The sequence below is a fragment of the Conyzicola lurida genome (assembly GCF_014204935.1).
Lineage (GTDB): Bacteria > Actinomycetota > Actinomycetes > Actinomycetales > Microbacteriaceae > Conyzicola > Conyzicola lurida.
This window is the reverse complement of the sequence record NZ_JACHMJ010000001.1, coordinates 86653-112273: the sequence shown is the minus strand read 5'-3', so window position 1 is coordinate 112273 and position 25621 is coordinate 86653. Positions and strand designations below refer to the sequence as shown.

The 25621-nt window shown below is 70.0% G+C and carries 30 protein-coding genes; 17 read left to right on the top strand and 13 right to left on the bottom strand.

Features of this window, described 5'->3' with window-relative positions:
* Positions 1-217: 217 nt before the first annotated feature.
* Genes HD599_RS00600 through HD599_RS00580 form a run of 5 tightly spaced genes read left to right on the top strand, consistent with a single transcriptional unit; the run spans position 218 to position 4033 of the window.
* Positions 218-886, top strand: a complete 669-nt coding sequence (locus HD599_RS00600; protein WP_184232674.1) for an AAA family ATPase — start codon at positions 218-220, stop codon at positions 884-886.
* A gap of 27 nt (positions 887-913) precedes the next feature.
* Positions 914-1771, top strand: coding sequence for a spermidine synthase (locus HD599_RS00595; RefSeq protein ID WP_184232672.1), 858 nt, complete (start codon positions 914-916; stop codon positions 1769-1771).
* A gap of 32 nt (positions 1772-1803) precedes the next feature.
* Positions 1804-3018: a PQQ-dependent sugar dehydrogenase gene (locus tag HD599_RS00590; RefSeq protein WP_246376058.1), complete on the top strand. Its 1215-nt coding sequence runs from the start codon at positions 1804-1806 to the stop codon at positions 3016-3018.
* A gap of 34 nt (positions 3019-3052) precedes the next feature.
* On the top strand, positions 3053-3574 hold the full coding sequence (locus HD599_RS00585) for a YfgM family protein (protein WP_184232670.1): 522 nt from the start codon (positions 3053-3055) through the stop codon (positions 3572-3574).
* 9 nt (positions 3575-3583) lie between these two features.
* Entirely contained in the window at positions 3584-4033 is a 450-nt protein-coding gene (locus HD599_RS00580; protein ID WP_184232668.1) for a SprT-like domain-containing protein, read from the top strand.
* Between the two features lie 36 nt (positions 4034-4069).
* On the opposite strand, the gene HD599_RS00575 is transcribed toward HD599_RS00580, so the two are convergent.
* Positions 4070-4492, bottom strand: a complete 423-nt coding sequence (locus tag HD599_RS00575) for an SRPBCC domain-containing protein (RefSeq protein ID WP_184232666.1) — start codon at positions 4490-4492, stop codon at positions 4070-4072.
* Between the two features lie 22 nt (positions 4493-4514).
* Here HD599_RS00575 and HD599_RS00570 point away from each other — a divergent pair, with 22 nt between their 5' ends.
* Entirely contained in the window at positions 4515-5102 is a 588-nt protein-coding gene (locus HD599_RS00570) for a CGNR zinc finger domain-containing protein (protein WP_343061812.1), read from the top strand.
* A 174-nt stretch (positions 5103-5276) separates the two neighbouring features.
* Positions 5277-5546 (top strand): hypothetical protein, encoded by a 270-nt coding sequence (locus tag HD599_RS00565; protein WP_184232664.1) that lies wholly within the window; start codon positions 5277-5279, stop codon positions 5544-5546.
* A gap of 1 nt (position 5547) precedes the next feature.
* Here HD599_RS00565 and HD599_RS00560 read toward each other — a convergent pair whose 3' ends face one another.
* Genes HD599_RS00560 through HD599_RS00550 form a run of 3 tightly spaced genes read right to left on the bottom strand, consistent with a single transcriptional unit; the run spans position 5548 to position 6911 of the window.
* Positions 5548-5979, bottom strand: coding sequence for a hypothetical protein (locus HD599_RS00560; protein ID WP_184232662.1), 432 nt, complete (start codon positions 5977-5979; stop codon positions 5548-5550).
* 59 nt (positions 5980-6038) lie between these two features.
* Positions 6039-6341 (bottom strand): DUF427 domain-containing protein, encoded by a 303-nt coding sequence (locus HD599_RS00555; protein ID WP_184232660.1) that lies wholly within the window; start codon positions 6339-6341, stop codon positions 6039-6041.
* A gap of 36 nt (positions 6342-6377) precedes the next feature.
* Positions 6378-6911, bottom strand: a complete 534-nt coding sequence (locus tag HD599_RS00550; RefSeq protein WP_184232659.1) for a hypothetical protein — start codon at positions 6909-6911, stop codon at positions 6378-6380.
* 33 nt (positions 6912-6944) lie between these two features.
* On the opposite strand from HD599_RS00550, the gene HD599_RS00545 reads away from it, so the two are divergent.
* Positions 6945-7451, top strand: a complete 507-nt coding sequence (locus HD599_RS00545; RefSeq protein ID WP_184232657.1) for a hypothetical protein — start codon at positions 6945-6947, stop codon at positions 7449-7451.
* Here HD599_RS00545 and HD599_RS00540 read toward each other — a convergent pair whose 3' ends face one another.
* Positions 7452-8057 (bottom strand): GyrI-like domain-containing protein, encoded by a 606-nt coding sequence (locus HD599_RS00540; RefSeq protein WP_184232655.1) that lies wholly within the window; start codon positions 8055-8057, stop codon positions 7452-7454.
* Between the two features lie 48 nt (positions 8058-8105).
* On the opposite strand from HD599_RS00540, the gene HD599_RS00535 reads away from it, so the two are divergent.
* The 3 genes from HD599_RS00535 to HD599_RS00525 all read left to right on the top strand — a co-directional run bounded on the left by HD599_RS00535 (position 8106) and on the right by HD599_RS00525 (position 11364).
* The gene (locus HD599_RS00535; RefSeq protein ID WP_184232653.1) at positions 8106-8951 is read left to right on the top strand and encodes an SDR family NAD(P)-dependent oxidoreductase; all 846 of its coding nucleotides are present in this window, start codon (positions 8106-8108) and stop codon (positions 8949-8951) included.
* A gap of 9 nt (positions 8952-8960) precedes the next feature.
* Positions 8961-9575 (top strand): DUF1684 domain-containing protein, encoded by a 615-nt coding sequence (locus HD599_RS00530; protein ID WP_184232651.1) that lies wholly within the window; start codon positions 8961-8963, stop codon positions 9573-9575.
* Positions 9576-9861: 286 nt separating this feature from the next.
* Positions 9862-11364, top strand: coding sequence for a DEAD/DEAH box helicase (locus tag HD599_RS00525; protein ID WP_184232649.1), 1503 nt, complete (start codon positions 9862-9864; stop codon positions 11362-11364).
* A gap of 96 nt (positions 11365-11460) precedes the next feature.
* Here the strand turns inward: HD599_RS00525 and HD599_RS00520 are convergent, their stop codons facing one another.
* A complete protein-coding gene (locus tag HD599_RS00520; RefSeq protein WP_184232647.1) occupies positions 11461-12003 on the bottom strand; it encodes an NUDIX hydrolase family protein in 543 nt (180 codons plus the stop codon).
* Between the two features lie 123 nt (positions 12004-12126).
* Between HD599_RS00520 and HD599_RS00515 the strand changes: the two genes are divergently transcribed.
* Genes HD599_RS00515 through HD599_RS00505 form a run of 3 tightly spaced genes read left to right on the top strand, consistent with a single transcriptional unit; the run spans position 12127 to position 18303 of the window.
* On the top strand, positions 12127-12837 hold the full coding sequence (locus tag HD599_RS00515) for a hypothetical protein (protein WP_184232645.1): 711 nt from the start codon (positions 12127-12129) through the stop codon (positions 12835-12837).
* A 55-nt stretch (positions 12838-12892) separates the two neighbouring features.
* Positions 12893-17527 carry an ATP-dependent helicase gene (locus HD599_RS00510; protein ID WP_184232643.1) on the top strand — a complete coding sequence of 1545 codons (4635 nt, stop codon included), beginning with the start codon at positions 12893-12895 and terminating at the stop codon, positions 17525-17527.
* Positions 17527-18303: an Fpg/Nei family DNA glycosylase gene (locus HD599_RS00505; protein WP_184232641.1), complete on the top strand. Its 777-nt coding sequence runs from the start codon at positions 17527-17529 to the stop codon at positions 18301-18303. Before HD599_RS00510 ends, HD599_RS00505 begins: the two co-directional genes overlap by 1 nt.
* A 24-nt stretch (positions 18304-18327) precedes the next feature.
* On the opposite strand, the gene HD599_RS00500 is transcribed toward HD599_RS00505, so the two are convergent.
* Positions 18328-18819: a CarD family transcriptional regulator gene (locus HD599_RS00500; RefSeq protein ID WP_184232639.1), complete on the bottom strand. Its 492-nt coding sequence runs from the start codon at positions 18817-18819 to the stop codon at positions 18328-18330.
* Positions 18820-19081: 262 nt separating this feature from the next.
* Here HD599_RS00500 and HD599_RS00495 point away from each other — a divergent pair, with 262 nt between their 5' ends.
* Positions 19082-19714: an alpha/beta hydrolase gene (locus HD599_RS00495; protein WP_184232637.1), complete on the top strand. Its 633-nt coding sequence runs from the start codon at positions 19082-19084 to the stop codon at positions 19712-19714.
* Here HD599_RS00495 and HD599_RS00490 read toward each other — a convergent pair.
* Entirely contained in the window at positions 19711-20184 is a 474-nt protein-coding gene (locus HD599_RS00490) for a hypothetical protein (protein ID WP_184232635.1), read from the bottom strand. The genes HD599_RS00495 and HD599_RS00490 overlap by 4 nt on opposite strands.
* 158 nt (positions 20185-20342) lie before the next feature.
* Between HD599_RS00490 and HD599_RS00485 the strand changes: the two genes are divergently transcribed.
* Positions 20343-21041 carry a hypothetical protein gene (locus HD599_RS00485; RefSeq protein WP_184232633.1) on the top strand — a complete coding sequence of 233 codons (699 nt, stop codon included), beginning with the start codon at positions 20343-20345 and terminating at the stop codon, positions 21039-21041.
* A gap of 158 nt (positions 21042-21199) precedes the next feature.
* Here the strand turns inward: HD599_RS00485 and HD599_RS00480 are convergent, their stop codons facing one another.
* The 5 genes from HD599_RS00480 to HD599_RS00460 all read right to left on the bottom strand — a co-directional run bounded on the left by HD599_RS00480 (position 21200) and on the right by HD599_RS00460 (position 24604).
* Positions 21200-22078 (bottom strand): EamA family transporter, encoded by an 879-nt coding sequence (locus HD599_RS00480; protein WP_184232632.1) that lies wholly within the window; start codon positions 22076-22078, stop codon positions 21200-21202.
* 142 nt (positions 22079-22220) lie between these two features.
* Positions 22221-22544, bottom strand: coding sequence for a DUF7882 family protein (locus HD599_RS00475; protein WP_460498588.1), 324 nt, complete (start codon positions 22542-22544; stop codon positions 22221-22223).
* A 106-nt stretch (positions 22545-22650) separates the two neighbouring features.
* Positions 22651-23100: a MerR family transcriptional regulator gene (locus HD599_RS00470; protein ID WP_184232628.1), complete on the bottom strand. Its 450-nt coding sequence runs from the start codon at positions 23098-23100 to the stop codon at positions 22651-22653.
* 149 nt (positions 23101-23249) lie between these two features.
* Complete coding sequence (locus tag HD599_RS00465; RefSeq protein ID WP_184232626.1) at positions 23250-23942, bottom strand: TetR/AcrR family transcriptional regulator; 693 nt, start codon at positions 23940-23942, stop codon at positions 23250-23252.
* Positions 23943-23974: 32 nt separating this feature from the next.
* Positions 23975-24604 carry a LysE/ArgO family amino acid transporter gene (locus tag HD599_RS00460; protein WP_184232625.1) on the bottom strand — a complete coding sequence of 210 codons (630 nt, stop codon included), beginning with the start codon at positions 24602-24604 and terminating at the stop codon, positions 23975-23977.
* A gap of 72 nt (positions 24605-24676) precedes the next feature.
* On the opposite strand from HD599_RS00460, the gene HD599_RS00455 reads away from it, so the two are divergent.
* The gene (locus tag HD599_RS00455; protein ID WP_184232623.1) at positions 24677-25549 is read left to right on the top strand and encodes a LysR family transcriptional regulator ArgP; all 873 of its coding nucleotides are present in this window, start codon (positions 24677-24679) and stop codon (positions 25547-25549) included.
* Positions 25550-25621: the final 72 nt, after the last annotated feature.

Sequence of the window (25621 nt, the reverse complement as noted above, 5' to 3'; positions counted from 1 at the left end):
TGCCGGTAAAAAACCGACTGTCGGTAATGAAAAGCTCACCAGGGCCTCTGAAGGCCTACCCCGCCGCTATACTCGGGGCGCACCAACTGTCCACAATATGACTGCATGGTTGTCTGGGAGCGCAAAGAACAACTATAGGACGAAACAACCGTCCTTGTCTAGCTATTCCTTGACCACAATCGTGGATTCGGCTATAAGACCCACGGAGCTCTAAGGAATGACCGCGCCAGACCCCTATTCCGGCTGGGATTCGCTGCTTCCCCGGGAACGGGAGAAGCTGACGGCACGCGTCATCCTCGTCGGAGCCGAGTCCACGGGCAAGACCACTCTCACGCAGGATCTGGTGCAGCACTACCGCTCGCGCGGCGGCGTCTGGGCGAACACCCTCTGGGTCTCCGAGTACGGGCGCGACTACACGGTCGCCAAAATCGCCGAGCTCGGCATCGGCTGGGAAGACGACGCCGAATTCCGCAGCGCCGACTGGACCAGCGAGGACTTCGCGGTGATCGCACTCGAGCAGCAGAGATTAGAGAACGCCGCGGCATCCGCTGGTTCGCCCGTTCTTTTCTGCGACACCGATGCTCTCGCCACCCAGATCTGGGAGCGGCGCTACCTCGGCAACGAATCGACGGCGGCCCGTGACGCCCTGCCGGACCTCCCGCCGCGCGCCCTCTACCTGCTCACCGACCACCGCGACGTGGAGTTCCAGCAGGACGGTATTCGTGACGGAGAGCAGTTCCGCGCGACGATGACGCAGTGGTTCGTCGACGAGCTGCTGATCCACGGCGAGCGCGGCCAGTTCGTGCGCGGCAACCGCGAGGAGCGGCTGGCCGAGTGCATCCGCCTGATCGACGAGGTCCTGGCGGAGCGCCCTCCCGTCTCCTGATCCCGCGGCCCGCCGTAGGCTCATCACATGCAAGAACTCCCGTCGATCGTGCTGGCCCACAGCGGCTACCGCGCCGTGATCGAACCCGACCGCTGGGTTCCCGGATCGTTCACCCTCGTGGTGGACGGCACGCCGCAGTCCCACGTGAACATCGACGACCCCTCGGAGCTGTTCTTCGAGTACATCCAGCGCATGGGCCACGTGATCGACCAGATCGGCGACCCGGGCCAGCCGATCACGGCCGTGCACCTCGGTGCCGGCGCGTTCACCCTGCCGCGCTACATCGAGGCCACGCGTCCCGGTTCGCGGCAGCAGGTGGTCGAGATCGAGAGCGACCTCGTGGACTTCGTGCGTGCGAACCTGCCGTGGTCGCCCCGGGCGCAGATCCGCGTGCGTCACGGCGACGCCCGGGAGGTCGTCGGCAAGTTCCCGCCCGGCCTCCGCGGTTCGGTCGACCTCCTGGTGATCGACATCTTCAGCGGCGCCCGCACGCCGGCGCACGTCACGAGCCTCGAGTTCTACGAGTCGGCCGTCTCGCTGCTGTCGAAGGACGGCATCGTGCTGGTCAACGTCGCCGACGGACCCGGCCTCGCCTTCGCCCGCGGCCAGACATCGACCCTCGCCTCGGTGGTCGCCGATGTCGCCGTGCTCGCCGAGACCCAGATCCTCAAGGGCCGCCGGTTCGGCAATGTCGTGCTCGTCGGGTCACAGACTCCCCTGCCCCTCGAATGGATGCCGCGGCTCTTGGCCGGCGGCCCGCACCCGTCGAAGGTCGTGGCCGGGGCCGAGCTGCGCGACTTCATCGCCGGAGCACCCATCGTCACGGACGCCACCGCCATCCAGTCGCCGCCGCCCGCGAAGAGCATCTTCCAGGTGCGCCCGTAGGGGCCACCCGCCACGACAGTTGTCTCTCCCGGATGCCCGGGAGAGACTGGAACATGGACTCGGCGGGACGGAACAGCACACGGCACACCACCGCCGCGCGATTGTCCGCGATTCTCGGCGTGACGGCGCTGCTCGCCGGATGCGCGACGCAGCCGGCGGGCGAACCGGCTCCGGTGCCGACCGGCACGGGCACGCCGACCGCCACGGCCGAGCCGCTCGCGCTCCCGTCGGGCGACCCCGTCGTCATCGCCACGGGGCTGACGTCGCCGTGGTCCATCGCGCGGCTCGCGAGCGGATCGACCCTCGTCAGCGAGCGCGACACCGCCCTCGTGAAAGAGATCACCGCGGACGGCTCAGTGCGTGTGGTCGGCGAGGTCGCGGGCGTGGTGCCGGGCGGCGAGGGCGGCCTGCTCGGGCTCGCGGTGCTGGGGGCGGAGAGTGCGGGCGATGGGACGAGCCCTTCGACACGCTCAGGGGCCGGCCTCTGGCTCTACGCCTACTTCACCGGTGCCGACGACAACCGCATCGTGCGCATGCCCCTCGGCGGCGAACCGGGCGCGTACGCGATCGGTGCCGCGGAGCCGATCCTCACCGGCATCACCAAGGCCGGCAACCACAACGGCGGACGCATCGCTTTCGGGCCCGACGGCATGCTCTACGCCACGACCGGCGACGCCAGCGTGCGCGACGCGGCCCAAGACCCCGACTCCTTAAACGGCAAAGTGCTCCGGATGACGCCCGCCGGCGCCGCGCCCGACGACAACCCGTTCACGGGGACCTTGGTCTACTCGCTCGGCCACCGCAATCCGCAGGGCATCGCGTGGGACGACAGCGGCCAGCTGTGGGCGGCCGAATTCGGCCAAGACACCTGGGACGAGTTGAACGCCATCGAGGCGGAGGCCAACTACGGCTGGCCTGTCGTGGAGGGCGTGGCATCCGACCCGGCTTTCACCAACCCGGTGGCGCAGTGGGGTACAGACGACGCGAGCCCCAGCGGGCTGGCATTCACCCGGGGTGCCTTCTACCTCGCGGCACTCAAGGGGCAGCGGCTCTGGTCGGTGACGACGGCCGACGGGGTCGCGACACAGCCGTGGTTCGAGGGCGTGTACGGCCGGATCCGCGACGTGACGCCGGGCCCGGACGGCACGCTCTGGATGCTCACGAGCAACACGGACGGCCGCGGATCGGTGCAGGAGGGTGACGACAAGCTGATCGAGGTGCCGCTCGGAACGGTCGCGCCGGGTTAACCTTGAGTCGCAAGTGAACCTAAGGACATCCCCCGTGGCAATCGTTTTGGGTTACGACCCCACCACCCTTCGCGAACAGGTCGACCCTGTCGCTCTCGAGGAACGCCTCGAGGAACTCGGCGAGCTCCGCAGCGCTGCGGCCCTCGACGAGAAGGTCGGACTCCTCCGTCTCGCCGGAAAGCTCGACGAGGCATGGGACATCGCGAACCAGGCCGTGCGCCAGGCGCGGTTCGGCGGCGACCGCGAGATGCTCGCCCTCGCCCGCGTGCGCCGCGCCCAGGTACAGCAGGCTCTCGGCAAGCTCGAGCCGGCCCTCGCCGACCTCACCGACTGCGTCAACGAGGCGCACGCCCACGACTGGTCGGCGACCGAAGCCTTCGCGCTGCAGCAGCGCGGCCGCGTGAACTTCGACATGGAGGACTACGACGCCGCGCGCCGCGACTTCAGCGACGCCCTGAAGGTGCACGTTCGCATCAAGTCCTCCCCAGACGAGGTGGATGCCGCGATGATCGCCATCCAGATCACCGAGACCTTTATCGACGGTGCCGGGAGCTAGTTTCGTCAGGTGGCTGAACTAGTACGAGTGCGACAGTGGGCGGACGCCCTGATCGCGCTGCACCTCGATCCGAGCGTGTGGACCTTCGGGTTCGACAACGCGAAAACCCGCGCGGGCCTGTGCAACTACACGACCAAGCGCATCTCGGTGTCGAAGTACCTCGCGGCGCGCTACGAGGACGACGAGATCCACCAGGTGCTGCTGCACGAGGTGGCCCACGCGATGGCCGGTTCGCGGGCCGGGCACGGCGAGCGCTGGAAGGCGACCGCGGCCGAACTCGGCTACGAGGGCAAACGACTGCACGACGGGGCGATCGCCGACGAGCTCGCTCCGTGGGTCGGCACCTGCCCGAGGGGCCACATCCACTACGGGTACCGGCAGCCGAAGCGGTTGCTCGCCTGCGGCAAGTGCTCGCGCAGCTTCGACCTCGCGAACGCGATCAGCTGGGCGCGGCGGTAGCGCCGAGAAAAAGCAGCGGCCGGCGGAATGCAGCGACTAGCGGAACGTGGCGGCCAGGTCGGCGACGACGTTCTTCCAGTGGCCGAGCATCATGCGGCGTTCGTCGCGGTCGGCCAGCTGCTCGTGGTGGATGGCGATCGTGGTCCCCGCCTCGACCTCTTTGACGCTGAGCATCAGCACGGTGTCGTGCGGCCAGTCGTCGGGACGCCAGGTGACGCGGATCTTCGAGCCCTCGGTGTAGACGAGAACCTCGCCCGCGACGCCGTCGGCCATCGTGTACTTGAAGCCCTTGACGCCACGGAACTCGCCGGTTCCGAGCCAGATCGGGATGCCGCGGCTGACGAGGAACTGCCACACGACGGGCAGCGGGGTGTCCACCGTCTCGCGCACTCCGACTTCCCAACCGGCATCCTTCTTGGAGCCTGTAGGCTGGGGAGTCTGGTCTGGGGCGGAATTCATGTAACCCACTATATTGGTTACCGTGCAGTCACCGAAACCTACTGGCCAGTGGTTCCGCTCGAGCGACGGCCACCAGTGGTGGTTCGATTCCGGAGCGGTATCGCTCGATTTCGCCTACACCGGCGCAATGGGCGACAACCCCGCGTGGGAGATCCTGCATACCCCCGACGACCTCGCCGCCTGGCTCGAGGGCCGCTTCCCCGGTGTCCACACCGAGGCGAGCGAGCGCGACCTCTCCGACGGCGTCGCGCTGCGCGCGGTGATCGCCCGCAGCGCGTTCGCGGCCAGCCGGGGCGAGGGGCCCGCCGCGGCCGACGTCGACGTGATCAACCTCTTCGCGGCCACGCCCGATATCCCGCCCACACTGGCCGGGGGCACCCGCCAGGCCGGCCGCGCCAACGCTCGCGCCGGACAGGCGCTCTCGGCGATGGCCCGCGAGGCCGTCGAACTGTTCGCCCCCGAGCGGCAGGAGCGCATCCGCGAGTGCGCCGCCGACGACTGCGGACTCGTCTTCTACGACGAGTCGCGCTCGAACAACCGCCGCTGGTGCTCGATGAAGCGCTGCGGCAACCGCGCCAAGGTGCGCACGCATCGCGCGAACGCCCGCTGAATCGCTACATCCGCTCACGAGATTTTTTTCACGACACCTGTCAATGGTCGTATCGTGGAGGCACGGTAACCCCAGACCCTGGTCGCCACTCGTCGTACTCGAGAGGGGATAACTGTGTCAGTCGGAGACATCGGGATTCACCACGACGGTCAGTCGGACGGATGGGTTCACGGAATGATGGCTTCGTCGATCGCCAGCGCCGTGGCAACGGCCGGGCTCGTCGACGGACTCGCGCCACTGCAATGGACCGTGCAGGTCGAGGGCCGCGACATCCTGATCACGGGCACCCCCACGGCGGAGACAACGCACCCTGTCGCCCTCTGCCGCGCCTGGGCCGCCGTGCTCGAACTTCAGGAGTGCGACTACGACGACGTCGAGGACGTGCTCGCGTGGAACCGCGCCGAGGGTCCGTGGCTGCTGGAGATCTCGACGCGCCGGCTCTGAGTTACCCGGCTGCCCGCGCCCAGCGGCTGATGCCCACGCACAGCACCACCGGCAGCACCACGGCGAGCGCAACGATGATCCAGCCGAAGGGCTCGACCGCCCCGGCGAATACCAGCATCACGTAGCCCGCGAGCGCGACCGAGCTGCCCGCCGCGAGGCTGACGCCGACGAAACGCGCCGGGGTCGTGGCGACGCTCGCGAAGGCGAGGTAGTTGCCGAGCAGCGCGCTGAGTCCGACGATCACGCCGAGACCCGCGCCGACCATTGCACCGACCGCCGTGTAGATGACGAGCCCCACCACGCCGTGGTCGTCTTCGACCAACGGCGCGATCGCCCAGACCGCGAACGCGATCCCGACGAGGGCGATGATCACGACGGGCGTCCAGAAGAGGCGCACCCCGAGCGAGCGTCGCGGTGTGTCGGTCGTCGTCATGGTGCCCCCTGGTCGGCCCGGCGACGGTGCAACCACCGTCATCCGGGCAGACTACGGGACTAGTCGACGACCTTGACCTCTTTCCAGAACGCGACGTAGCCCGAGAAGTCCTTGCCGACACGGTCGAACGCGGTCGGGATCGGGTCGGGGTAGCTGAACGCGCGGTCCTGCAGCAGAGTGTCGCCGTCCTTCACGGAGAAGTACTGGCAGTCGCCCTTCCACGGGCAGTGGTACGGGGTGGCGCTCTCGACGAGCAGCTCGGTCTTCACGCTCGACGGCGGGAAGTACCAGTTGCCCTCGATCGAGATGAGGTCTTCCTTGGGGGATTCGGCGAGAACAACGTCGCCCAGTACTGCCTTCATGATGCGCTCCTTAGATCGGATGTAGAGGTGAAAACGTCAGGCGCTCGCGGCGAATTCCCGCAGTACGACGATCTCGTCGACCGGGTCGAGCGAGATCGACGGTCGCCCGAGGGCCTGGCCGCTCGCCGACGACGAGATGAGATGGCTCGTGGCGTTGACGAGGCCGGTATAGGCGGATGCCGCGGCCGCCGACTCCGGAGAGCAGTAGTCGATGCCCACGTCGGCGAGCGCGTCGATCACGGCACCGGCCGCGAGCAGGTCCTCGACCGCGAACCGCAGGCTGCCGTCGTCGCGCGGCTCCCCGGCGGCGACGACCGCGATCGTGAACCGGTCGCCGAGGTCGCCCTGCCGCCCGAGCGCCCAGTCGGCGAGCGCGCGGCGGCACTGGATGGTGCCGAGCACCACGCCGCCCTCGGGCAGTTCGAGATCGTCGGTGCCTGAACCAGAGGCGTCGAACCCGAGCTGGTCGACCCAGACGACGACGTCGGCGTCGCCGCCGATGGCCGAGGCGCCGGGGATGCCCCAGTCGAAGCGAACCTGGTATTGGGACTGTCCGTGGGGTGTTGGCACCGCAAAAGCCTAACCGAGGACCACACTGGAGCCATGAGAGTTCTGCTGAAGATGGTGCTCGATTGCGAGCCGGATGCGGCGTGGCACGCGCTGCGTAGCCCGGCGGTGTTCCAGCAGGTCTCAGCCCCGCTGGTGGCGTTCGAGTCGCTCGACCCCGGCGGGTACACCGACACCTGGAGCGACGGCGAACACCGCGTCGCCATGAAGCCGCTCGGGCTGATCGCCGTCGGCGAGCAGATCATCGACATCCACACCGAGGAGCGCCTCGACCACGTGCACGGCCGGCACGAGAACCCCGTGCTCGTGCGTATCGTGCACGACACCGGCCGTGGGCTCACCTGGCCGCTCACCCTCACCACGTCGTGGCACCACCGGATGGCGGTCTCGGCGCAGCCCGACGGGCGCACGCTCTACCGCGACCAGCTGGAATTCTCGGCTGGACTGCTCACCCCGCTGATGTGGGTCGCCTACTGGGGCTTCTGGCAGTGGCGCGGTATCGCGATCCGCCGGCTCGCGGCATCGTGGCGCCTGCCCGCGTAGTCACGACGCGACAGCAACCGGCTGCCTCAGCACGGTCGTGAGCTTCGCCGGCTCCACCCGTCGGGCGTCGCTGAGGTAGATCTCGTGGTGCTCGCCGTTCTCGACATAGCCCTGCTGCGGCAGGTACTCGTCGTGCAGCCGAGCGATCGTGGGCGCCTCGTCGTCGTACGGGCCGACGTGCAGGATCTGCACGCTCAGCCCCTCGGTCATCACCTCGAAGCGCACCCGGTCGACGGCCGCGAGTTGCTTGGTGCGTGCGGCCTCGAGCGCGTGCTCACGCACCTCGGCGGTCAGCCAGTCGGGCTGACGCTGCAGCATCGTCCAGGTCCACTCACTCTTCGGCAGGCTCCGGGCGGACATCGGCCACAACCCCTCGAGCGGCGCGACGACGTAGTCGCGCTCGAACACCCGCTTGCTCGCGAACTTCGCGGCGTACGAGACCGAGTAGAGCGCGGCCACGGCGTCGGCGTACTCGGCGCTGGAGTTCGGGTCTCCTCGACCCGACACCGCGAAGAACTCGAACCTCGGTACCTCGACGACGCTGAACGCGGTGGAGGAGGGAGAGTACAGATCCTTCCTCTCCGCACGGAAATCGATCTTGTCCATGGCACGCATTGAACACCCGCCCACCGACACGGGCGTAGCCTCGGGAACATGACATCTCCCGTGACCCTCATTACCGGCTCCTCGAGCGGAATCGGCCTCGAAATCGCGGTGCAGGCGGCCGGCGGCGGCCACACCGTCGTCGCGACCATGCGCGACCTCGCCAAGGCCCACCGACTGCGCGACGCCGCCCGCGCGATCGGTGTCACCCTCGACATCCGGCAGCTCGACGTCACCGACGCGGACTCGATCGCCGCCTGCATCGACGGCGTCGTCGACACCCACGGCCGCCTCGACGCGCTCGTCAACAACGCGGGCGCCGGGCACGTCGGCACGATCGAGAACGAATCGCTCGACACCGTGCGCGACGTGATGGAGGTCAACTTCTTCGGCGTCGTCGCGGTCACGAAGGCGGCGCTGCCCCACCTGCGGGCGAGCGGCGGCCGGGTCGTCACCGTGTCGAGCGTGGGCGGCGCGGTCGGCCAGCCGTTCAGCGAGGCGTACTGCGCGGCCAAGTTCGCCGTCGAGGGGTTCCTCGAATCCCTCGCGCCCGTGGCCGAGACGGTCGGCGTGCGCGTCAGCATCGTCGAGCCGGGCGCGGTCGCCAGCGACTTCGTGCCCAACATCGGACTCGACCGCGCGTCCATGGTCGCCGACGCGGGCGCCTACGGCCCGGCGCTCGACGCCTACCTCGCGCGCTCCGGCCAGTCGTTCGCGAACGCCCAGTCGTCGGCGGATGCCGCGGCCGCCGTCGTCGCCGTGCTCGACTCCTCGGCGCCGACGTTGCGGGTGCAGACCTCCGCCGGTGCGAGCGCCTTCGTGGGCACCAAGCTCGTCGATCTCGACGGCGGCGCGGTGCTCGGCATGACCCGCACCTGGGTCGCGGCCGCCGACTAGCCTGAGCAGATGACCGCTTTCGAAGTCGCCGACTGGCGGCGCCAGGTGTTCGCCATCTACGCCGCCGTGCGCGAGTCCACGGACCTGTACGCGGCCCACGACCTCTGGCGCCGCGAGCGCGACCGGCTGTTCGCAGAACACCCGTCGTCGCCGCTGCTGCCCGACGACCTCGCGGTCTTCACCGGCCTGCCCACGCGCCCCTACGACCCCGACTGGCGCTTCGAGGTCGAGGTCCAGGAGGCCGAGCCCGCGCGATTCGACTTCGAGACCGGCACCGACGGCGTCGTGCCGTTCGAGCGGCTCGGCATCGCCGACGTCCCGGGGGTCGGCACGCTCGACGTCTGGCGGCTCGCCTCCTACGGCGGCGGCATATTCATCCCGGTGCGCGACGCCCTCGCGGGCAAGCCCGGCGGAACCTACGGCGGCGGCCGCTACCTCGTCGACTCGATCAAGGGCGCCTCGCTCAACTCGTCGGGCGCTCCGAACACCCTCGTGCTCGACTTCAACTTCGCCTACAACCCGTCGTGCGCGTACGACCCCGCGTGGGCGTGCCCGCTCGCACCGCTCGGCAACCGGGTCGCCGTCGAGATCCCCGTGGGCGAGCGGTACGACGGGGCCCACTAGGCAGAGCGGATGCCGCGGCCGGGGCCGGCGGATGCCCGAGCCGCGGCATCCGGCGTTCTGAAAAGCCCGTGTGCTAGCCTGAACTCACTTGCGGATCCATGACGGATCCCCTGCGTCGTTGAACGCTTACTCTTCTCGTTCATGTGCCAATCAGAAGCACTGAGCTCGTAGAAACTTTCTCCGGCGAACGGATGTGGCCATCGCCACCTTCGCCAAGCACCTCTCCAAACAGCTCTTCGCTGCGCGGGGGTGTGCACACCGATGCCCGAAAGGCACCACCACCCCTATGTCTGAAAACTCCTTCGCCGCGCTCGGCGTTCCGGCTCCCCTCGTCGCGGCTCTCGCCGCCCAGGGAATCGACGCCCCGTTCCCGATCCAGGTCGACACGCTCCCCGACACCCTGTCAGGCCGCGACGTCCTCGGCCGCGGAAAGACCGGCTCCGGCAAGACCCTCGCGTTCTCCATCCCCATGGTCGCCCGCCTCGGCGGCAAGCTCGCCGGTGGAAGCCGTCGCCCGAACCGTCCGCTCGCGCTGATCCTCGCGCCGACCCGTGAGCTCGCCACGCAGATCACCGTCGCGCTGACCCCACTCGCCGACGCGTACGGCCTCAAGTCGACCACCATCTTCGGCGGCGTCAGCCAGCAGCGCCAGGTCGCGGCACTCAAGGCCGGTGTCGACATCGTCGTCGCCTGCCCCGGCCGCCTCGAGGACCTCATGAAGCAGGGCTTCGTCAACCTCGACTCGGTCGAGATCTCGATCCTCGACGAGGCGGACCACATGGCCGACCTCGGCTTCCTGCCGGTCGTCACCCGCATCATGGACAAGACCCCGTCGACCGGACAGCGCATGCTGTTCAGCGCGACCCTCGACAACGGCGTGGACAAGCTCGTGCGCCGCTACCTCCACAACGAGGTGCTGCACTCGGTCGACGAGGCCACCAGCCACGTCTCCGCCATGACCCACCACGTGTTCGAGGTCGACTCGGTCGAGTCCAAGCGTCTCCTCATCGAGAAGCTCGCCTCGGGCCAGGGCCGTCGCATCCTGTTCATGCGCACCAAGCACCACGCGAAGAAGCTCGCCCGCCAGCTCACCGATTCCGGCATCCCCGCCGTCGACCTGCACGGCAACCTCTCGCAGGTCGCCCGCGACCGCAACCTCGCCGCGTTCGCCGCCGGCACCTCGCGCGTCCTCGTGGCCACGGATGTCGCGGCGCGCGGTGTGCACGTCGATGACATCGAGCTCGTGATCCACGTCGACCCGCCGGCCGAGCACAAGGCGTACCTGCACCGCTCGGGCCGCACCGCCCGTGCCGGCAAGGAGGGCGAGGTCGTCACGCTCGTCCTGCCCGAACAGCGCAAGGACACCGCGCAGCTCCTGCGCAAGGCCGCGATCACCGTCACGCCGCAGCGCGTCACGGCCGACTCGCCCGCCGTCATCGCCCTCGTCGGCGAGGTCGCCGAGTACGTCAAGCCGCAGCCCCGCGCCGCCGAGCCCGTCCGCGGGCAGAGCCAGGGCGGTCGCTCGCAGGGCGCCAACGCGCAGCGCAAGCGCGCCGGCCGCGAGGGTGGCGGCGACGCTGCTCCCCGTCGCGACCGCAACGGACGCCCCGCAGCAGCCGGTGCACCCGCGGCCGGAGGTCGCTCCGGCGGCGCCCGCCGTGGCGGAGCAACCGGTGGTGGCCGTCCGGCCGCCGCACCGCGCACCTACTCGACCTCGACCGGCGGCAACTCCGGCTACGCCGAGCAGTCCGGCGGCGAGCGTCGCCAGGGCCGTCGCGCCCAGGGCTAGGTAGCCACAATTGAAAACGGCCCCCGCGGAAGCGGGGGCCGTTTTTGGTTGTCGGCGTGAGGGTTTCGACAGGCTCAACCCGCTGAGGGTGACCGGTTAGGGCAGCACGCCGACCGACGCGAGTGCGGCGCGCACCAGGGCACCGCGACCGCCCTCGAGGTCCGCGACCGTGTCGGCGGAGACGGCCTCGGCCGGCGACATCCATGTCAGTTCCAGGGCGTCCTGGCGGGGGTCGCACGTTCCCGTGACGGGTACGACGTAGGCGAGCGCGACCGCGTGCTGGCGGGCATCGGTGAACTGGCTCTCGCCCGGCCACGGGAAGAACTCGGCGACCGAGAACGGCACGGGGCTAGCCGGAAGCAGCGGGAAGGCCATTGGTCCGAGGTCCTTCTCGAGGTGGCGGAACAGCGCATCGCGCAGGGTCTCGCCGTACATGACGCGTCCCGAGACGAGCGTGCGCGTGATGGCACCCTCGGGCGAGGCCCGCAGCAGCATGCCGACCTCGGTGACGCGGCCGAGGCCGTCGACCCGGACGGGGACCGCCTCGACGTAGAGCAGGGGAAGTCGGCGACGCGTCTCAGCGAGCTCCTCCTCTGACAGCCAGCCGGAATTGGGATCTGGGGTGCCTACGGAGCTCATGCTCCATTCTTACTCATTCCCGCCCGGCCGCGGTCCAACTCTCCGTGGTGAATTGGAGTTACTCTCGACTAATCGGCCGCCGCTCGCTAGCGTGGTGGAACACGTAGACCCGGGGAGACAGCAGTGACCAACGCATTCGAGGACACACCCGTCGAGAACGTCGCGAGAGGCACCGTCTTCTCGCTGCTCGCGATCCCGGTCGGCATAGTCGCCTGGGTGGTGCTGTGGCGCTTCGGTTTCGTCGCCTCGATCGTCGGATTCGGTGTCGCGTTCCTCGCGATCGCGCTCTACCGTTTCGGCGCCGGCGTGCTCGGCCGCCAGGGCGCGGTGCGGGTGGCCATCGTCACGATCGTCACCCTGCTTCTCGCCTTCGCCGCCGGTGTGGTGAGCGACGTGCTCGACTTCTGGACCGCACAGACCGGACAGGACGTCTTCTCCTCCCTCGTCTCCCCCGAGTTCTGGACCCAGCTGCAGCAGATCCTGTCGATCCCCGGCGTCGCGGGCTCCTACCTCCCGAACTTCGGGCTGGCCCTGCTCTTCGGCGCGCTCGGCTGCTTCCAGCTGCTGCGCTCGGCCTTCCGGGCCGCTGCCGCACCGGCCGCCCCGTTCGTGCCGCCGGTCGCCGCCGACCCGCTCTCCGTGTCGGATGCCGGGGGCGCGACTCCCCAGCCGGAGGCAGTCGCGCAGCCGACGCCGGCCCTCCCCGCGCCGCCGGTGTATCCCGCGCCTCCGACGTTCCCGTCTCCTCCGGACGCGGTGCGGCCGGCGGCTCCGCCCACGCCCGCGCGCCCCGGCGAGTTCGAGGAATTCCGGGACCCGAACTATAAGCCCTGAGGGCATCGCCCCTCGCGCTCAGGCGAATGTCGGCGGTACCGGCGAAGATAGTCGGATGGGCGACGTGCTCGACAAATTCTCTCCCGCGACCCGGGAGTGGTTTTCGGGTGCCTTCCCGCAGCCGACGACCGCGCAGCTCGGCGCGTGGACAGCAGTCTCGAGCGGCAGCCACGCCCTCGTCGTCGCCCCGACCGGCTCGGGCAAGACCCTCGCGGCGTTCCTCTGGGCGATCGACAAACTGGCGTCGACTCCCCCGCCCGAGAACCCGCTGCACCGCACCCGCGTGCTCTACATCTCCCCGCTCAAAGCGCTCGGCGTCGACGTGGAGCGCAACCTGCGCGCCCCGCTCGTCGGCGTCACGCAGACGGCGAAGCGCCTGGGGCTCGCGGCCCCCGAGGTGACCGTCGGCGTGCGTTCGGGCGACACCACTCCCGGCGACCGGCGCGTGCTGGCCCGCACGCCTCCCGACATCCTCATCACCACCCCTGAATCGCTGTACCTGATGCTCACGAGCGCCGCGAAAGAGACGCTCGTGGGGGTCGAGACGGTCATCATCGACGAGGTGCACGCCGTCGCGTCGACCAAGCGCGGCGCCCACCTCGCGGTCTCGCTCGAGCGGCTCGACTCGCTGCTCGCGAAGCCCGCGCAGCGCATCGGGCTGAGCGCCACCGTGCGGCCGCGCGAAGAAGTGGCGCGATTCCTCGCCGGCAACGCCCCCGTGACGATCGTGCAGCCCGAGTCGAGCAAGCGGTTCGACCTCAGCGTCGTCGTGCCGGTCGAAGACATGACGGAGCTCGGCAGCGCGCCCGCGCTCGAGGGGTCCGCCGCCGGGGCGACGCCGCAGGGCTCGATCTGGCCGCACGTCGAGGAGCGGATCGTCGACCTGATCCTCGACCACCGCTCGACCATCGTCTTCGCCAACTCGCGGCGCCTGGCCGAGCGGCTGACGGCGCGGCTGAATGAGATCTACGAGGAGCGGGAACTATCGCGGGTTGAGCTTGTCGAAACCGCCGTCGGCGCAATCACGTCGGAGGGGCCACGACAGGCTCGACCCGCTGCCGCGCCCGCCCAGATGATGGCGCAGGCAGGCTCCACCTCCGGCGCCGCTCCCCTGCTCGCCCGCGCGCACCACGGCAGCGTCAGCAAAGACCAGCGCGCCGGCATCGAGGACGACCTGAAGAGCGGACGCCTGCGCTGCGTCGTCGCGACGAGCTCGCTCGAACTCGGCATCGACATGGGCGCCGTCGACCTCGTCGTACAGGTCGAGTCGCCGCCGTCGGTCGCGAGCGGACTGCAGCGCATCGGTCGCGCGGGCCACCAGGTCGGCGAGATCTCGAAGGGCGTGCTCTTCCCCAAGCACCGCGCCGACCTGCTGCACACCGCGGTCGCCGCCGAGCGCATGCTGTCCGGCCAGATCGAGGCGATCTCCATCCCCGCGAACCCGCTCGACGTGCTCGCCCAGCAGACGGTCGCCGCCGTGGCCCTCGGCCCGCTCGGCGTCGAGGAGTGGTTCGATACCGTGCGCCGCAGTGCGCCGTTCGCCACCCTGCCGCGCAGCGCCTACGTCGCGACGCTCGACCTGCTCAGCGGCCTCTACCCGAGCGACGAGTTCGCCGAGCTGCGTCCTCGCATCGTCTGGGACCGCGTCGGCGACACCATCACCGGCCGCCCCGGCGCCCAGCGTCTCGCCGTCACCTCGGGCGGCACGATCCCCGACCGCGGACTGTTCGGGGTCTTTATGGTCGGCGAGAAGGCGGCGCGCGTCGGCGAGCTCGACGAAGAGATGGTCTACGAGTCGCGCGTCGGCGACGTCTTCGCCCTCGGCGCCACGAGCTGGCGCATCGAGGACATCACCCACGACCGTGTCCTGGTCTCCCCCGCCTACGGGCAGCCGGGCAAGGTGCCGTTCTGGAAGGGCGACGGCCTCGGCCGGCCCGCCGAACTCGGGCGGGCGATCGGGGCGTTTACGCGGGAGATCTCGACGGCTTCGCCGGAATTGTCGACGGGCACAGACCCTTCGACAAGCTCAGGGACCGAGGTGCGGGAACGGATGGTGGCCGCCGGGCTCGACGAGTTCGCCGCCAACAACCTCATCACGTTCGTCGCCGACCAGAAGCAGTCGACCGGCCACGTGCCGACCGACAAGACCCTGGTCGTGGAGAGATTCCGCGACGAGCTCGGCGACTGGCGCGTCATCCTGCACTCGCCCTTCGGTATGCAGGTGCACGCGCCGTGGGCCTTGGCCGTCGGGGCGAGAGTTCGAGACAGGCTGGGCATGGATGGCGCGGCGATGGCCAGCGACGACGGCGTCGTGGTGCGCATCCCCGACACCGATGCCGCGCCTCCCGGCGCCGAACTGTTCGTGTTCGAGCCCGGCGAGCTGCAGGACATCGTGACCGAGGAGGTCGGCGGGTCGGCGCTGTTCGCATCGCGGTTCCGCGAGTGCGCCGCGCGCGCCCTGCTGTTGCCGCGCTACAACCCCGGCAAGCGCAGCCCGCTCTGGCAGCAGCGGCAGCGGGCGTCGCAGTTGCTCGACGTCGCGCGCAAGTTCCCGAGCTTCCCGATCGTGCTCGAGACCGTGCGCGAAGTCTTGCAAGACGTGTACGACCTGCCGGCGCTCGTCGCCATCGCGTCCGAGATCGAGGGCCGCGGCATCCGCATCGTCGAGACCGAGACCGAGGTGCCGTCGCCGTTCGCCCGATCGCTGCTGTTCGGGTACGTCGCCGCGTTTATGTACGAGGGCGATTCGCCGCTCGCCGAGCGCCGCGCCGCCGCCCTCTCGCTCGACTCGACGCTGCTCGCCGAGCTGCTCGGCCGCGCGGAACTGCGCGAACTGCTCGACGCCGGCGTCATCGAGCAGACCGAGCTCGAGCTGCAGCGTCTCGCCGCCGACCGTCGCGCGAAAGACGCCGAGGGGATCGTCGACGTGCTGCGCCTGCTCGGGCCGTTGTCGACTGAGGAGATCGCGGAGCGGGTTGAGCTTGTCGAAACTCAGACCGACGGCCTGCCCGAGGATTTCGACAGGCTCAATCCGCTCATGGTCGGCCTGGCCCGCGACAACCGCGTGCTGCGCGTCACCATCGCGGGTACCGAGCGCTGGGCCGGCATCGAGGACTCCGCTCGCCTACGCGACGCGCTCGGCGTCCCCCTGCCGATCGGCGTGCCCGCCGCGTTCATCGAGCCGGTCGCCGACCCGCTCGGCGACCTCGTCGGGCGCTTCGCGCGCACCCACGGCCCCTTCACCGTGTCCGCGGTCGCGACCCGGTTCGGGCTCGGCGTCGCGGTCGTGCTCGACACCCTGCGCCGGCTCTCGCGCGAACGCCGCGTGGTCGAGGGCGAGTTCCGCCCGGGAGCCACGGGCAGCGAGTGGTGCGACACCGAGGTGCTGCGCCGCCTGCGCAGCCGGTCGCTCGCCGCCCTGCGCCACGAGGTGGAGCCGGTCGACGCCGCCACCCTCGGTCGCTTCCTGCCCGCGTGGCAGCACGTCGGCAGCAACCTCACCGGCATCGACGGACTCGTGCAGGTGATCGACCAGCTGTCGGGCGTCGCCCTGCCGGCATCCGCCTGGGAGACCCTCGTGCTGCCCGCACGCCTGCGCAACTACAGCCCCGCCTGGCTGGACGAGCTGACTCTCACCGGCGAGGTGGTCTGGTCGGGGCGCGGTTCGCTGCCCGGCAGCGACGGCTGGGTCAGCCTGCACCTCGCCGACAACGCGCCGCTCACCCTCGCGGACCCGAGCGGCGACGAGACCACCGAGCTGCAGCGCTCGATCCTCGCCAGCCTCGCCGGCGGCGGCGCGTTCTTCTTCCGCCAGCTCTCGGGCGCCGTCGGCAGCATGGACGACAAGGAACTCACGACCGCGCTCTGGGATCTGGTCTGGGCCGGACTCGTCACGAACGACACGTTCTCGCCGCTGCGCTCGTTCCTCGGCGGCAAAGCCGCGCCGAAGCGGGCGCCGTCGCGCTCCCGCGCCTACCGCGGCCGCGCCCGTCCGACCCTGCCCAGCCAGGCCGGTGCGCCGAACGTCGGCGGACGCTGGTCGTTGCTGCCGCTCGCCGAGGGCGACACCACGATCCGCGCCAAGTCGATGGCCGAGCTGCTGCTCGAGCGGCACGGCGTCGTCACCCGCGGCGCGGTGCAGAGCGAGGGTGTGCGCGGCGGGTTCAGCCTCGCCTACAAGGTGCTCAGCGGGTTCGAGGAGATCGGCCGCGCCCGCCGCGGCTACTTCGTGGAGGGCCTCGGTGCCGCACAGTTCGCCACGGGCGCCACCGTCGACCGGTTGCGCGCCTTCACCCGCGACGACGCGAGCAACGAGCCGCCCGCCGCGGTCACCCTCGCAGCGACCGACCCCGCGCAGCCCTACGGCGCGGCGCTGCCCTGGCCGGCCGCCGAACCCGACGCGCCCCGCGGCCACCGTCCCGGACGCAAAGCCGGGTCGCTCGTGGTACTCGTCGACGGGCACCTGGCCGTGTACGTGGAACGCGGCGGCAAGACCGTGCTGACGTTCACCGCGGACGAGGGGGTGCTCGCCGCGGCATCCGCCTCGCTGGCCTCGATCGTGCGCACCGGTCTCGGCAAACTGCGCATCGAACAGGTCGACGGCGAATCGATCACCGGCAGCCCGCTCGGCATCGCCCTGGGCGACGCCGGATTCAGCGCGACGCCCCGCGGTCTGTCGATGCGCGCCTGATGCCCGAGGGCGATACCGTCTGGCTCACCGCCGACAACCTCAACAAGGCGATCGGCGGTCAGGTGCTGACCGGGTGCGACGTGCGCGTCCCCGCCTTCGCGACGGTCGACCTCACCGGGGAGACCGTGCACGACGTCGCGAGCCGCGGCAAGCACCTGCTGCACCACATCGGCGACCTCACGCTGCACACGCACCTCAAGATGGAGGGGTCGTGGCACCTGTACCGGCCGGGCACGCCGTGGCGGCGCCCGGCCCATCAGGCCCGCGTCATCCTGAGCACGGCCGACTGGGTGACCGTGGGCTTCTCGCTCGGCGTCGTCGAGTTCGTGCCCACGACCGACAAAGACGACGTGGTGGGCTACCTCGGCCCCGACCTGCTCGGCGACTTCGACGCGACGCTCGCGCTCGCCCGGGTGACCGCGTCACCCGAGGTGCCCGTATTCGTGGCGCTGCTCGACCAGCGCAACCTCGCCGGCATCGGCAACGTCTACGCCAACGAGCTCTGTTTTCTGCGCGGCATGCTGCCGACCAGGCCGGTCTCCGAAGACCCGGATGCCGCGGCCACCGTCGCGCTCGCGAAACGGCTCCTCGTGGCCAACCGCGGCCGCGTCGACCGGTCGACGACCGGAGATCTGCGCTCCGGCCGCAACGCCTGGGTGTACGGGCGGGCGGGCAAGCCGTGTCTGCGCTGTGGCACGCGGATCCGCCGCGGCAAGCTCGGCGCGACGGCGCTCACGGAGCGGGACACCTACTGGTGTCCGCGGTGCCAGACGTAGTTCTGGTCAACCAACCCGCCGGGGTCAGACGGGGATGCTGGCCAGGACCTCGTCGAGGGCCGCGGTGGCCTCTTCTTCGGTGGACTGGCGCGCGAGGGCGAGCTCGGAGACCAGGATCTGGCGGGCCTTGAGCAGCATGCGCTTCTCGCCGGCGGACACGCCCTTGTCCTGGTCGCGGCGCCACAGGTCGCGCACGACCTCGCTCACGCTGTAGACGCTTCCGCTGCCCATCTTCTCGGTGTTGGCCTTGAAGCGGCGCGACCAGTTGCCCGGCTCTTCGACCCACTCGCTGCGCAGCACATCGAACACCGCCTCGACGCCCTTGGCGTCGATCACGTCGCGCACGCCGATGAGCTCGACGTTCTCCTGCGGCAGCTCGATCGTCAGATCGCTCGCGTGCACGTTGAGTGTGAGGTAGGTCTTGTCGACACCCTTGATCGTGCGCGTCTTCACGGCCGTGATCGTTGCTGCACCGTGGTGCGGGTAGACGACGGTTTCCCCTACTTCGAAAATCATCTGGAAAGCCTCAAATCAGTGTCTCGAGAAACGGTGTACGTGCGGGCCGCGGTGGCCGAGCAGTAGCTCGGCGGCTCACGGCCACGAGCGTGTATCGGGTCTGCGTGCGCAGCGTCGTTGCGGCGCATCCGGGGTGGACGGGGTTGAAAGGGATGACAATTCTACCACCTGTATTCCGCGCCCTGCCGGGCTGCGCGGCGGTCAGCGGAGCGGGCCCGGAGAAGTTCCGGCTAGCGTGAGGGGTCACGAGAAACGAGGAACCATGGTCACCATCGACCCCGCCGCCGTCCTCTGGTCGGCCCCCGAACGCGAACGCGCGGACCGCCCGTTGCTCGTGCTGCTGCACGGCTTCGGCTCGCACGAGGGCGACCTCTTCGGTCTCTCCCCGCAGCTCCCGCTCGGCCCGGTGATCGCGTCGGTGCGCGCCCCGCTCACGCTCCAGCAGGGCAGCTACTCGTGGGCGCCGCTGGCCAGCCAGGTGGACCCCGTGGAGGTCGCGTCCGCCGCGAACGACGCCGCCCGCGCCATCCTCGACTGGCTCGACACGACCGAGTCGACGTCCGTCGGTCTGCTCGGGTTCTCGCAGGGCGGCGCGATGGCCATGCAGCTGCTGCGCAACGCCCCCGACCGCTTCGCGTTCGCGGTCAACCTCTCCGGCTTCGCGGTGCTCGACCAGCACCCCGGCGATGCCGAGCTCGCGACGCGTAAACCGCCCGTCTTCTGGGGCCGCGGCACGCTCGACCAGGTGATCACGCCCGACAAGATCGCCTACACCGAGGAGTGGCTGCCCGAACACTCGACCCTCACGGCACGCATCTACGAGGAGCTGCCGCACTCGATCGCCCGACCCGAGCTCGACGACGTGAACGCGTTCATCCGCTCGGTCTGGAACTAGCGCCGCGCGCGCTGCCACGCCGCCGCGAGGAAGAACAGCACTCCCAACCCGGTTGCCAGGCCGAGGATGATCGCCATCGGTGCGAACTCCATCAGCATCTGCAGCCCCACGTAGTCGGCCTGCGCGGCAACGTCGGTCTGCAGGAACGGCTCGCGCGCGGCCTGGACCCCCCAGAGACCGCCCGCGATCAGCAGGATGCTGGCCGCGGCGAGCGCGATCAGGAACGGGTTGATCCGCTTCGGGGCGTCGACGTCGGCCGCGGCATCCGGCCCGCCCTGGAGGTCGGGAATGGTGCCCTCGGGCGTGACCGGAGCCTGGACGACCAGGGGCAGCCCGATCTGAGCGGGCGCGGGCGCCGGCGGCCGTGGGACCGCCCGCGCCGGCGCGTCGGTGGTGGGCCCGCCGCCGAATCCGCGCTGGAACGCGGGGTCGAATCGCGGGTCGAAGTCTGCGGAATCCTTGGTGGCCATCGTTGTCCCTTGGGTCGTCGCTCTCGAGCGTAGTCCGGCCCGCTAAAACGCGACAGATGCTCCCCGAAGTGGGGTATCGGGCGCCGGGTTAACAGGCTTAGCGAACCAATAAACTGGGCCAGCCTCAGCACCCTCCCGCAGCCACAGACCGGAGCATTGTGTCCACCGAATCATCGACCACGTCCACGCCCAAGGGCATCTCGGGGAGCTTCTCCAACAACCTCGAGCTGGTCATCGCCATCCTGCTCGGTGTCGTCTCGATCTTCGTGGCCTACGCCTCGTTCCAGGCCGCCCTCTACGGCGGCGCCGGCGCGACCGCCTACGCGGTCGGCGGCACTCTCTCGACCGAGGCCGAGTCGCTCTACCTCGAGGGCAACCAGCAGTACCAGCAGGACAACGCCCTCTGGAACGACCTCACGCTGCTGAGCATCGACATCAACGGCGCCGACGAGGCGGCCGCGGCGATCGCGCAGGAGAAGTACGACACCCTCGTTTTCCAGGGTGTCTCCGAAGACTTCCAGGGCGCGATCGACCGCGCCACCGAGCAGAACGAAGCGGACGAGGAGTTCTACTACAGCCCGCTCGACGACGAGGAGTACCAGGACTCGCTGTTCTCGGGCTACTCCGACACCAAGGACAAAGCCGACGCGAAGGTCAAGGAGGGCGACGACCTCGGCGCTCAGGGCGACAAGCTCACGCTGTACACGGTGCTCATGTCGATCTCGCTGTTCCTCCTCGGTGTTGCCGCCCTGGTCAGCCAGACCCGCACCCAGTTCGTACTGATCGGCACATCCGTCGTGATCTTCGGCGTCTCCGCGGTACTCGCGCTGCTGATCCCGTTCATGGGTATCTCCTAACCCGTCACCCTGTTCGACATTCAGGCTGAATTGCCGGATGCCGCGCCGCGGGTCCTCGCCACCCGCGAGATACCGCGGCCGCGGCATCCGCGCGCCTGAAACAGCCTGAGTTACGAACACCGACCGCGGTCAGGGCGTGCACGTGCCCCAGGCGGCGGTCAGACCGCGAGCGGCTCGGCCGGCGGGCGTGGGCGGGCGGAACGCACCGCCCCGATGCTCGCGACGATCACGAGCCCGATCGCGAGCGCGGCGACCGGGGTGAACTGCTGGCCCAGGATCACGAGACCGGCGAGAGTGGCGATCGCCGGCGCGAGCGACATCAGGATCGAGAACGTCGCGGCGGGCAAACGTCGCAGTGCCATCAGCTCGAACGCGTAGGGCAGCGTCGACGAGAGCACGGCGACCGCGGCGCCGAGCAGCAGGATCAACGGGTCGAACAGCCCGGCCCCGGTGACGGCGACCCCGAACGGCAGCGCGACGACCGCCCCGATACCCATCGCGATCGCGAGGCCGTCGAAGCGCGGGAAGTGCCGGCCGGTCGCGGCCGAGAGCAGGATGTAAGCGGCCCAGGTGGCCCCGGCGCCCGCGGCGAACAGCACGCCGACCGGGTCGAGGTGGCCGAAGCTGCCCTGGCCGAGCAGCAACACTCCGGCGAACGCGACGACCGCCCAGAGCCAGGCCGAGAGCTTGCGGCTCGTGACGACGGAGAGCACGAGCGGGCCGAGCACCTCGATCGTCACCGCGGCACCCAGAGGGATGCGGGCGAGCGCCTCGTAGAAGAGGAAGTTCATGCCCGCGAGTGCGAGGCCGAACCCGGCGACCGTCAGCCAGGCGCTGCGGCCGTGGCCGCGCACCGTGGGGCGGCAAACCAGCAGCAGGATGATCGCGGAGAACCCGAGCCGCAGCGACACCGTGCCGACCGCCCCGACGTCGTCGAAGAGGTGCACGGCGAACGAGGCCCCGACCTCCTGCAGCGAGAGACCGGCGATGACCAGCCCGACGGCGCCGATCGGTGCGGATCGGGGAGCGGGTGCCATGACTCAACCGTAGACGGCTCAGTACTCCACGGGTTCCTCCGACGCCACGGCCGCACCGGTCGGCGGCGCCGGCGTGGGTCAGACCGGACCGGGGCGATGAGAACGGGCGATGGCGGGCACCGACCTCGGAGAGTCGGTCGAGCTAGGAGCGACGCGCGGGCGGCGTCACGGGGGCCGTGCCGGGCTCCGGGGTGAAGAAGAGTCCGCCACTGCTGTTCGCCGATTCCATCAAGACGTCGATCCAGTCGCGGTTGATCGTGGGCAGGCGGCTGCCGAGATACCGGTAGTACAGCGTGCTGCTCGGGTGCAGCCAGATGGTGCTGCGTCCGCTGCCCAATTCGGCGGCGTCCTTCCACGAGAAGACGAAACTCTCGTTGCGCCGCAGCTTCGCGGTGATCACGATCTGGAGGTGCATAAGCGCGCGATCGTCGAAGGCCACTTCAATGCTCGGGTTGCCGTAGAGCAACGTTCCCAATGACGCCTCCAGTAGTCGAATTCACCACTGTATCCCGCAGAATAACGCGACATCTTGACGCGATACTCCCTCACGGAATCACGTAAAATGCCGCCCGCTACTGCTCGCCGGCGCCCCGGTAGAAGTCCATCTTGTTTTCGACCACGACGAGCTGCGCCTGCAGATCGGCGATTTTGTCGGTCAGCTTGGCGTGCCTCGTCTGCAGGATCGTCAGACGTTCGGGCTCGGTGCCCGCGTCGCGCGACAGGTCGGTGAACGCGCGCACGTCGCGCAGCCGCATGCCCTTGCGCCGCAGCATCATCAGCGCGCGGATCCAGCTCATGTCACGCTCGAAGTACCGCCGCCGACCGCGACCCGGCGTCTCGGAGGGGTTGAGCGTCAGCCCTTCGTTCTCGTAGTAGCGCAGCGCCTCGGGGGTGAGTCCGGAGACCGCGGCGGCCTCGCCGAACGACAGCCCGCCGAGCGCGAGGGGAGCGGTCTCGGGTGCGGGCTCGGGGGTCGGCGCCGTCTCGAGAACCGGGATGGTTTCGTGGGGGTCGATCGTCACAGCACCCTCTTCCGGGCAATGTACTGAACACTGCTCGTGCTCACAGTAGCGACAATCCATTGCGGCATGGTGTCGACCGGTCGACCGGTCGACCGGTCGACCGGTTATGCGGCGACGGTCGGCCCGATCACGCGTGACCGGTCGACGGGTCACGCGTCGCCGAGGCGCGCGAGCCAGTCGAGCAGCAGCGCACGCTCGGTCGGCGCGAGCGGCGCGGCGTCGTCGGCGGCGACGAGCGCGGCCAGGGTGGTGGCTGCGGTCGCGACATCCGACCGCCCTTTTTCAGAGGTCGAGGGCGGGATGTCGGCCACGAACACCCGCGCGTGCACGGCATCGCGCACCCTGGTCGACAGGCCGGGATCGGGATACAGCTCGCCGCGCGTCAGCTGCATCAGGGAGACGCCGACGTTGGCCGCCATGATCATCTGCGCCGCGACCTCGGGCGCGACGCGCAGCAGGCCGGCCTCCGCGCAGAGGTCGAGGTGGGTGCGGAGGATCGCCATCGCCTCCGCCGCCGCGATCGAACCCGTCGCGAATGGCGAGAAGATGATGCGGTAGTAGGCGGGGTGGGCGAGTGCCCAAGCGTTGTGCGAGTCCCAGCCGTTGCGCAGCCGCTCGACCGGGTCGTCGGTGGCGACGACGAGCCTCTTGCTGCCGAGGTACTGCTCGAATGCCTCGTCGACGACCGCGGCGAGCAGCGCGTCCTTGTCGCCGAAGTGCCGGTAGAGCGTCGGCGCCTGCACGCCGGCCCGCTCGCAGATCGCGCGGGTGGAGATGTCGCCCGTGGCCGACTCCACCAGCAGCTCGGCGGTCGCGGCAAGGATGTCGTCGCGGGTGCTCATTCCCCGACGATAACACGGGGGTGTTAGCGCTGCTACGCGCCGGTCAGCGCCCGGATCACGAGGGACACGGCGAGCGCCGCCATCACCAGCGCGATGATCCCGTCGAGCACGCGCCAGGCCATGGGCCGTGCGAAGACCGGCTGCAGCAGCCGTGCGCCGAAGCCGAGGGCGGTGAACCAGACCAGACTGCCGATCGCGGCACCCGCCCCGAACCACCAGCGCTCGTCACCGTGCGTGTTGGCGATCGATCCGAGCAGCACCACGGTGTCGAGGTAGACGTGCGGATTCAGCCAGGTGAGAGCGAGACAGGTGGCGACGGTCGCGGCGAGCGTCTTCGCCACGGCGGGTCCGCCGGCCGCGAGCGCCGACGGACGGATCGCCCGCCGAGCGGCGAACACCGCGTAGCCGAGCAGGAAGGCGGCACCCGCGTAGGTGACGACGGTAATGAGCACGGGCGCGAGGGCGAAGACCGCTCCCGCCCCGGCGATGCCCGCGACGATCAGCACGATGTCGGAGAGCGCGCAGACCAGCACGACCGGCAGCACGTGCTCGCGCAGCAACCCCTGACGCAGCACGAAGGCGTTCTGTGCGCCGATCGCGACGATGAGGGAGAGCCCGAAGCCGAGACCGGAGAGCAGGACGAGAAGGTGCTGGAGTGCCATAGACCCACGGTACGGATGCCGCGACCGAACAGTCCAGCTACGGATACTTACGCACCATTAGCATTGCTAATCATGGAATTCGACCTCTCCCAGCTCCGTGCGCTCAGCGTGACCGTCTCCGAGGGCACCTTCGAGGCGGCGGCCCGGCGGCTGCACGTCACGCCCTCGGCCGTGAGCCAGCGCATCAAGGCGCTCGAGTCGGCGGTGGGCAGCGTGCTGCTGCAGCGCACCAAGCCCGTGGAGGTGACCGAGTCGGGGCAGGCGGTGCTGCGGTTGGCGCGCCAGATCGAGATCCTCACCGCCGACACGCACCGCGAACTCGGCGACGAGCTCGACGACGGCCGCCCGGCGAGCGTGCCGATCGCCGTCAACGCCGACTCGCTCGCCACGTGGATCCTCCCCGCCCTCGCTGCGCTGCCGCCGGGCACCGTGTTCGACTTGCACCTCGACGACCAGGACCACACCACCGCGCTTCTCCGCTCGGGTGCGGTGATGGCGGCGGTGACCGCGGTCGCCCGGCCGATCCAGGGCTGCACCTCGTCGCGGCTCGGCACGATGCGGTACCGCGCCCGCTGCAGCGCGGAGTTCGCCGCGCGCTGGTTCCCCGAGGGCGCGACGCCCGCGGCCCTGGCCGTCGCGCCGGTCGTGGTCTTCGACACGAAGGACGACCTGCAGGACGCGTTCCTCCGGCGGGCCGGGCGACGGCGGGCCGATCCCCCGCGCCAGTTCGTGCCGTCGTCGGCCGACTTCGTGCGGGCCGTGGAACTCGGTCTCGGCTGGGGCATGATCCCCGACCTGCAGGCATCGGACCGGCTCGTCGAGCTGGACCCCGCCGGCGACGCGACCGACGTGGCGCTCTACTGGCAGCAGTGGCAGCTGCGGTCGGCGACGCTGGACCGGGTGGCGGAGGCGGTGCGGGAGGCGGCTACCGCTACTCTGCGGTAGCCCCGCGCTCGTCGACAGGACCGAATGCCCGTGACGCACGTCCGACAGGACGAGCTGCGCGGCACCGGCCGC

Bases quoted from the DNA above. Each gene is read 5' to 3' on its own strand.
- HD599_RS00600 (WP_184232674.1), top strand. From the start codon at position 218: ATGACCGCGCCAGACCCCTATTCCGGCTGGGATTCGCTGCTTCCCCGG.
- HD599_RS00595 (WP_184232672.1), top strand. From the start codon at position 914: ATGCAAGAACTCCCGTCGATCGTGCTGGCCCACAGCGGCTACCGCGCC.
- HD599_RS00590 (WP_246376058.1), top strand. From the start codon at position 1,804: ATGCCCGGGAGAGACTGGAACATGGACTCGGCGGGACGGAACAGCACA.
- HD599_RS00575 (WP_184232666.1), bottom strand. From the start codon at position 4,492: ATGAATTCCGCCCCAGACCAGACTCCCCAGCCTACAGGCTCCAAGAAG.
- HD599_RS00565 (WP_184232664.1), top strand. From the start codon at position 5,277: ATGATGGCTTCGTCGATCGCCAGCGCCGTGGCAACGGCCGGGCTCGTC.
- HD599_RS00560 (WP_184232662.1), bottom strand. From the start codon at position 5,979: ATGACGACGACCGACACACCGCGACGCTCGCTCGGGGTGCGCCTCTTC.
- HD599_RS00555 (WP_184232660.1), bottom strand. From the start codon at position 6,341: ATGAAGGCAGTACTGGGCGACGTTGTTCTCGCCGAATCCCCCAAGGAA.
- HD599_RS00545 (WP_184232657.1), top strand. From the start codon at position 6,945: ATGAGAGTTCTGCTGAAGATGGTGCTCGATTGCGAGCCGGATGCGGCG.
- HD599_RS00540 (WP_184232655.1), bottom strand. From the start codon at position 8,057: ATGGACAAGATCGATTTCCGTGCGGAGAGGAAGGATCTGTACTCTCCC.
- HD599_RS00535 (WP_184232653.1), top strand. From the start codon at position 8,106: ATGACATCTCCCGTGACCCTCATTACCGGCTCCTCGAGCGGAATCGGC.
- HD599_RS00530 (WP_184232651.1), top strand. From the start codon at position 8,961: ATGACCGCTTTCGAAGTCGCCGACTGGCGGCGCCAGGTGTTCGCCATC.
- HD599_RS00525 (WP_184232649.1), top strand. From the start codon at position 9,862: ATGTCTGAAAACTCCTTCGCCGCGCTCGGCGTTCCGGCTCCCCTCGTC.
- HD599_RS00520 (WP_184232647.1), bottom strand. From the start codon at position 12,003: ATGAGCTCCGTAGGCACCCCAGATCCCAATTCCGGCTGGCTGTCAGAG.
- HD599_RS00510 (WP_184232643.1), top strand. From the start codon at position 12,893: ATGGGCGACGTGCTCGACAAATTCTCTCCCGCGACCCGGGAGTGGTTT.
- HD599_RS00505 (WP_184232641.1), top strand. From the start codon at position 17,527: ATGCCCGAGGGCGATACCGTCTGGCTCACCGCCGACAACCTCAACAAG.
- HD599_RS00500 (WP_184232639.1), bottom strand. From the start codon at position 18,819: ATGATTTTCGAAGTAGGGGAAACCGTCGTCTACCCGCACCACGGTGCA.
- HD599_RS00495 (WP_184232637.1), top strand. From the start codon at position 19,082: ATGGTCACCATCGACCCCGCCGCCGTCCTCTGGTCGGCCCCCGAACGC.
- HD599_RS00490 (WP_184232635.1), bottom strand. From the start codon at position 20,184: ATGGCCACCAAGGATTCCGCAGACTTCGACCCGCGATTCGACCCCGCG.
- HD599_RS00480 (WP_184232632.1), bottom strand. From the start codon at position 22,078: ATGGCACCCGCTCCCCGATCCGCACCGATCGGCGCCGTCGGGCTGGTC.
- HD599_RS00465 (WP_184232626.1), bottom strand. From the start codon at position 23,942: ATGAGCACCCGCGACGACATCCTTGCCGCGACCGCCGAGCTGCTGGTG.
- HD599_RS00460 (WP_184232625.1), bottom strand. From the start codon at position 24,604: ATGGCACTCCAGCACCTTCTCGTCCTGCTCTCCGGTCTCGGCTTCGGG.
- HD599_RS00455 (WP_184232623.1), top strand. From the start codon at position 24,677: ATGGAATTCGACCTCTCCCAGCTCCGTGCGCTCAGCGTGACCGTCTCC.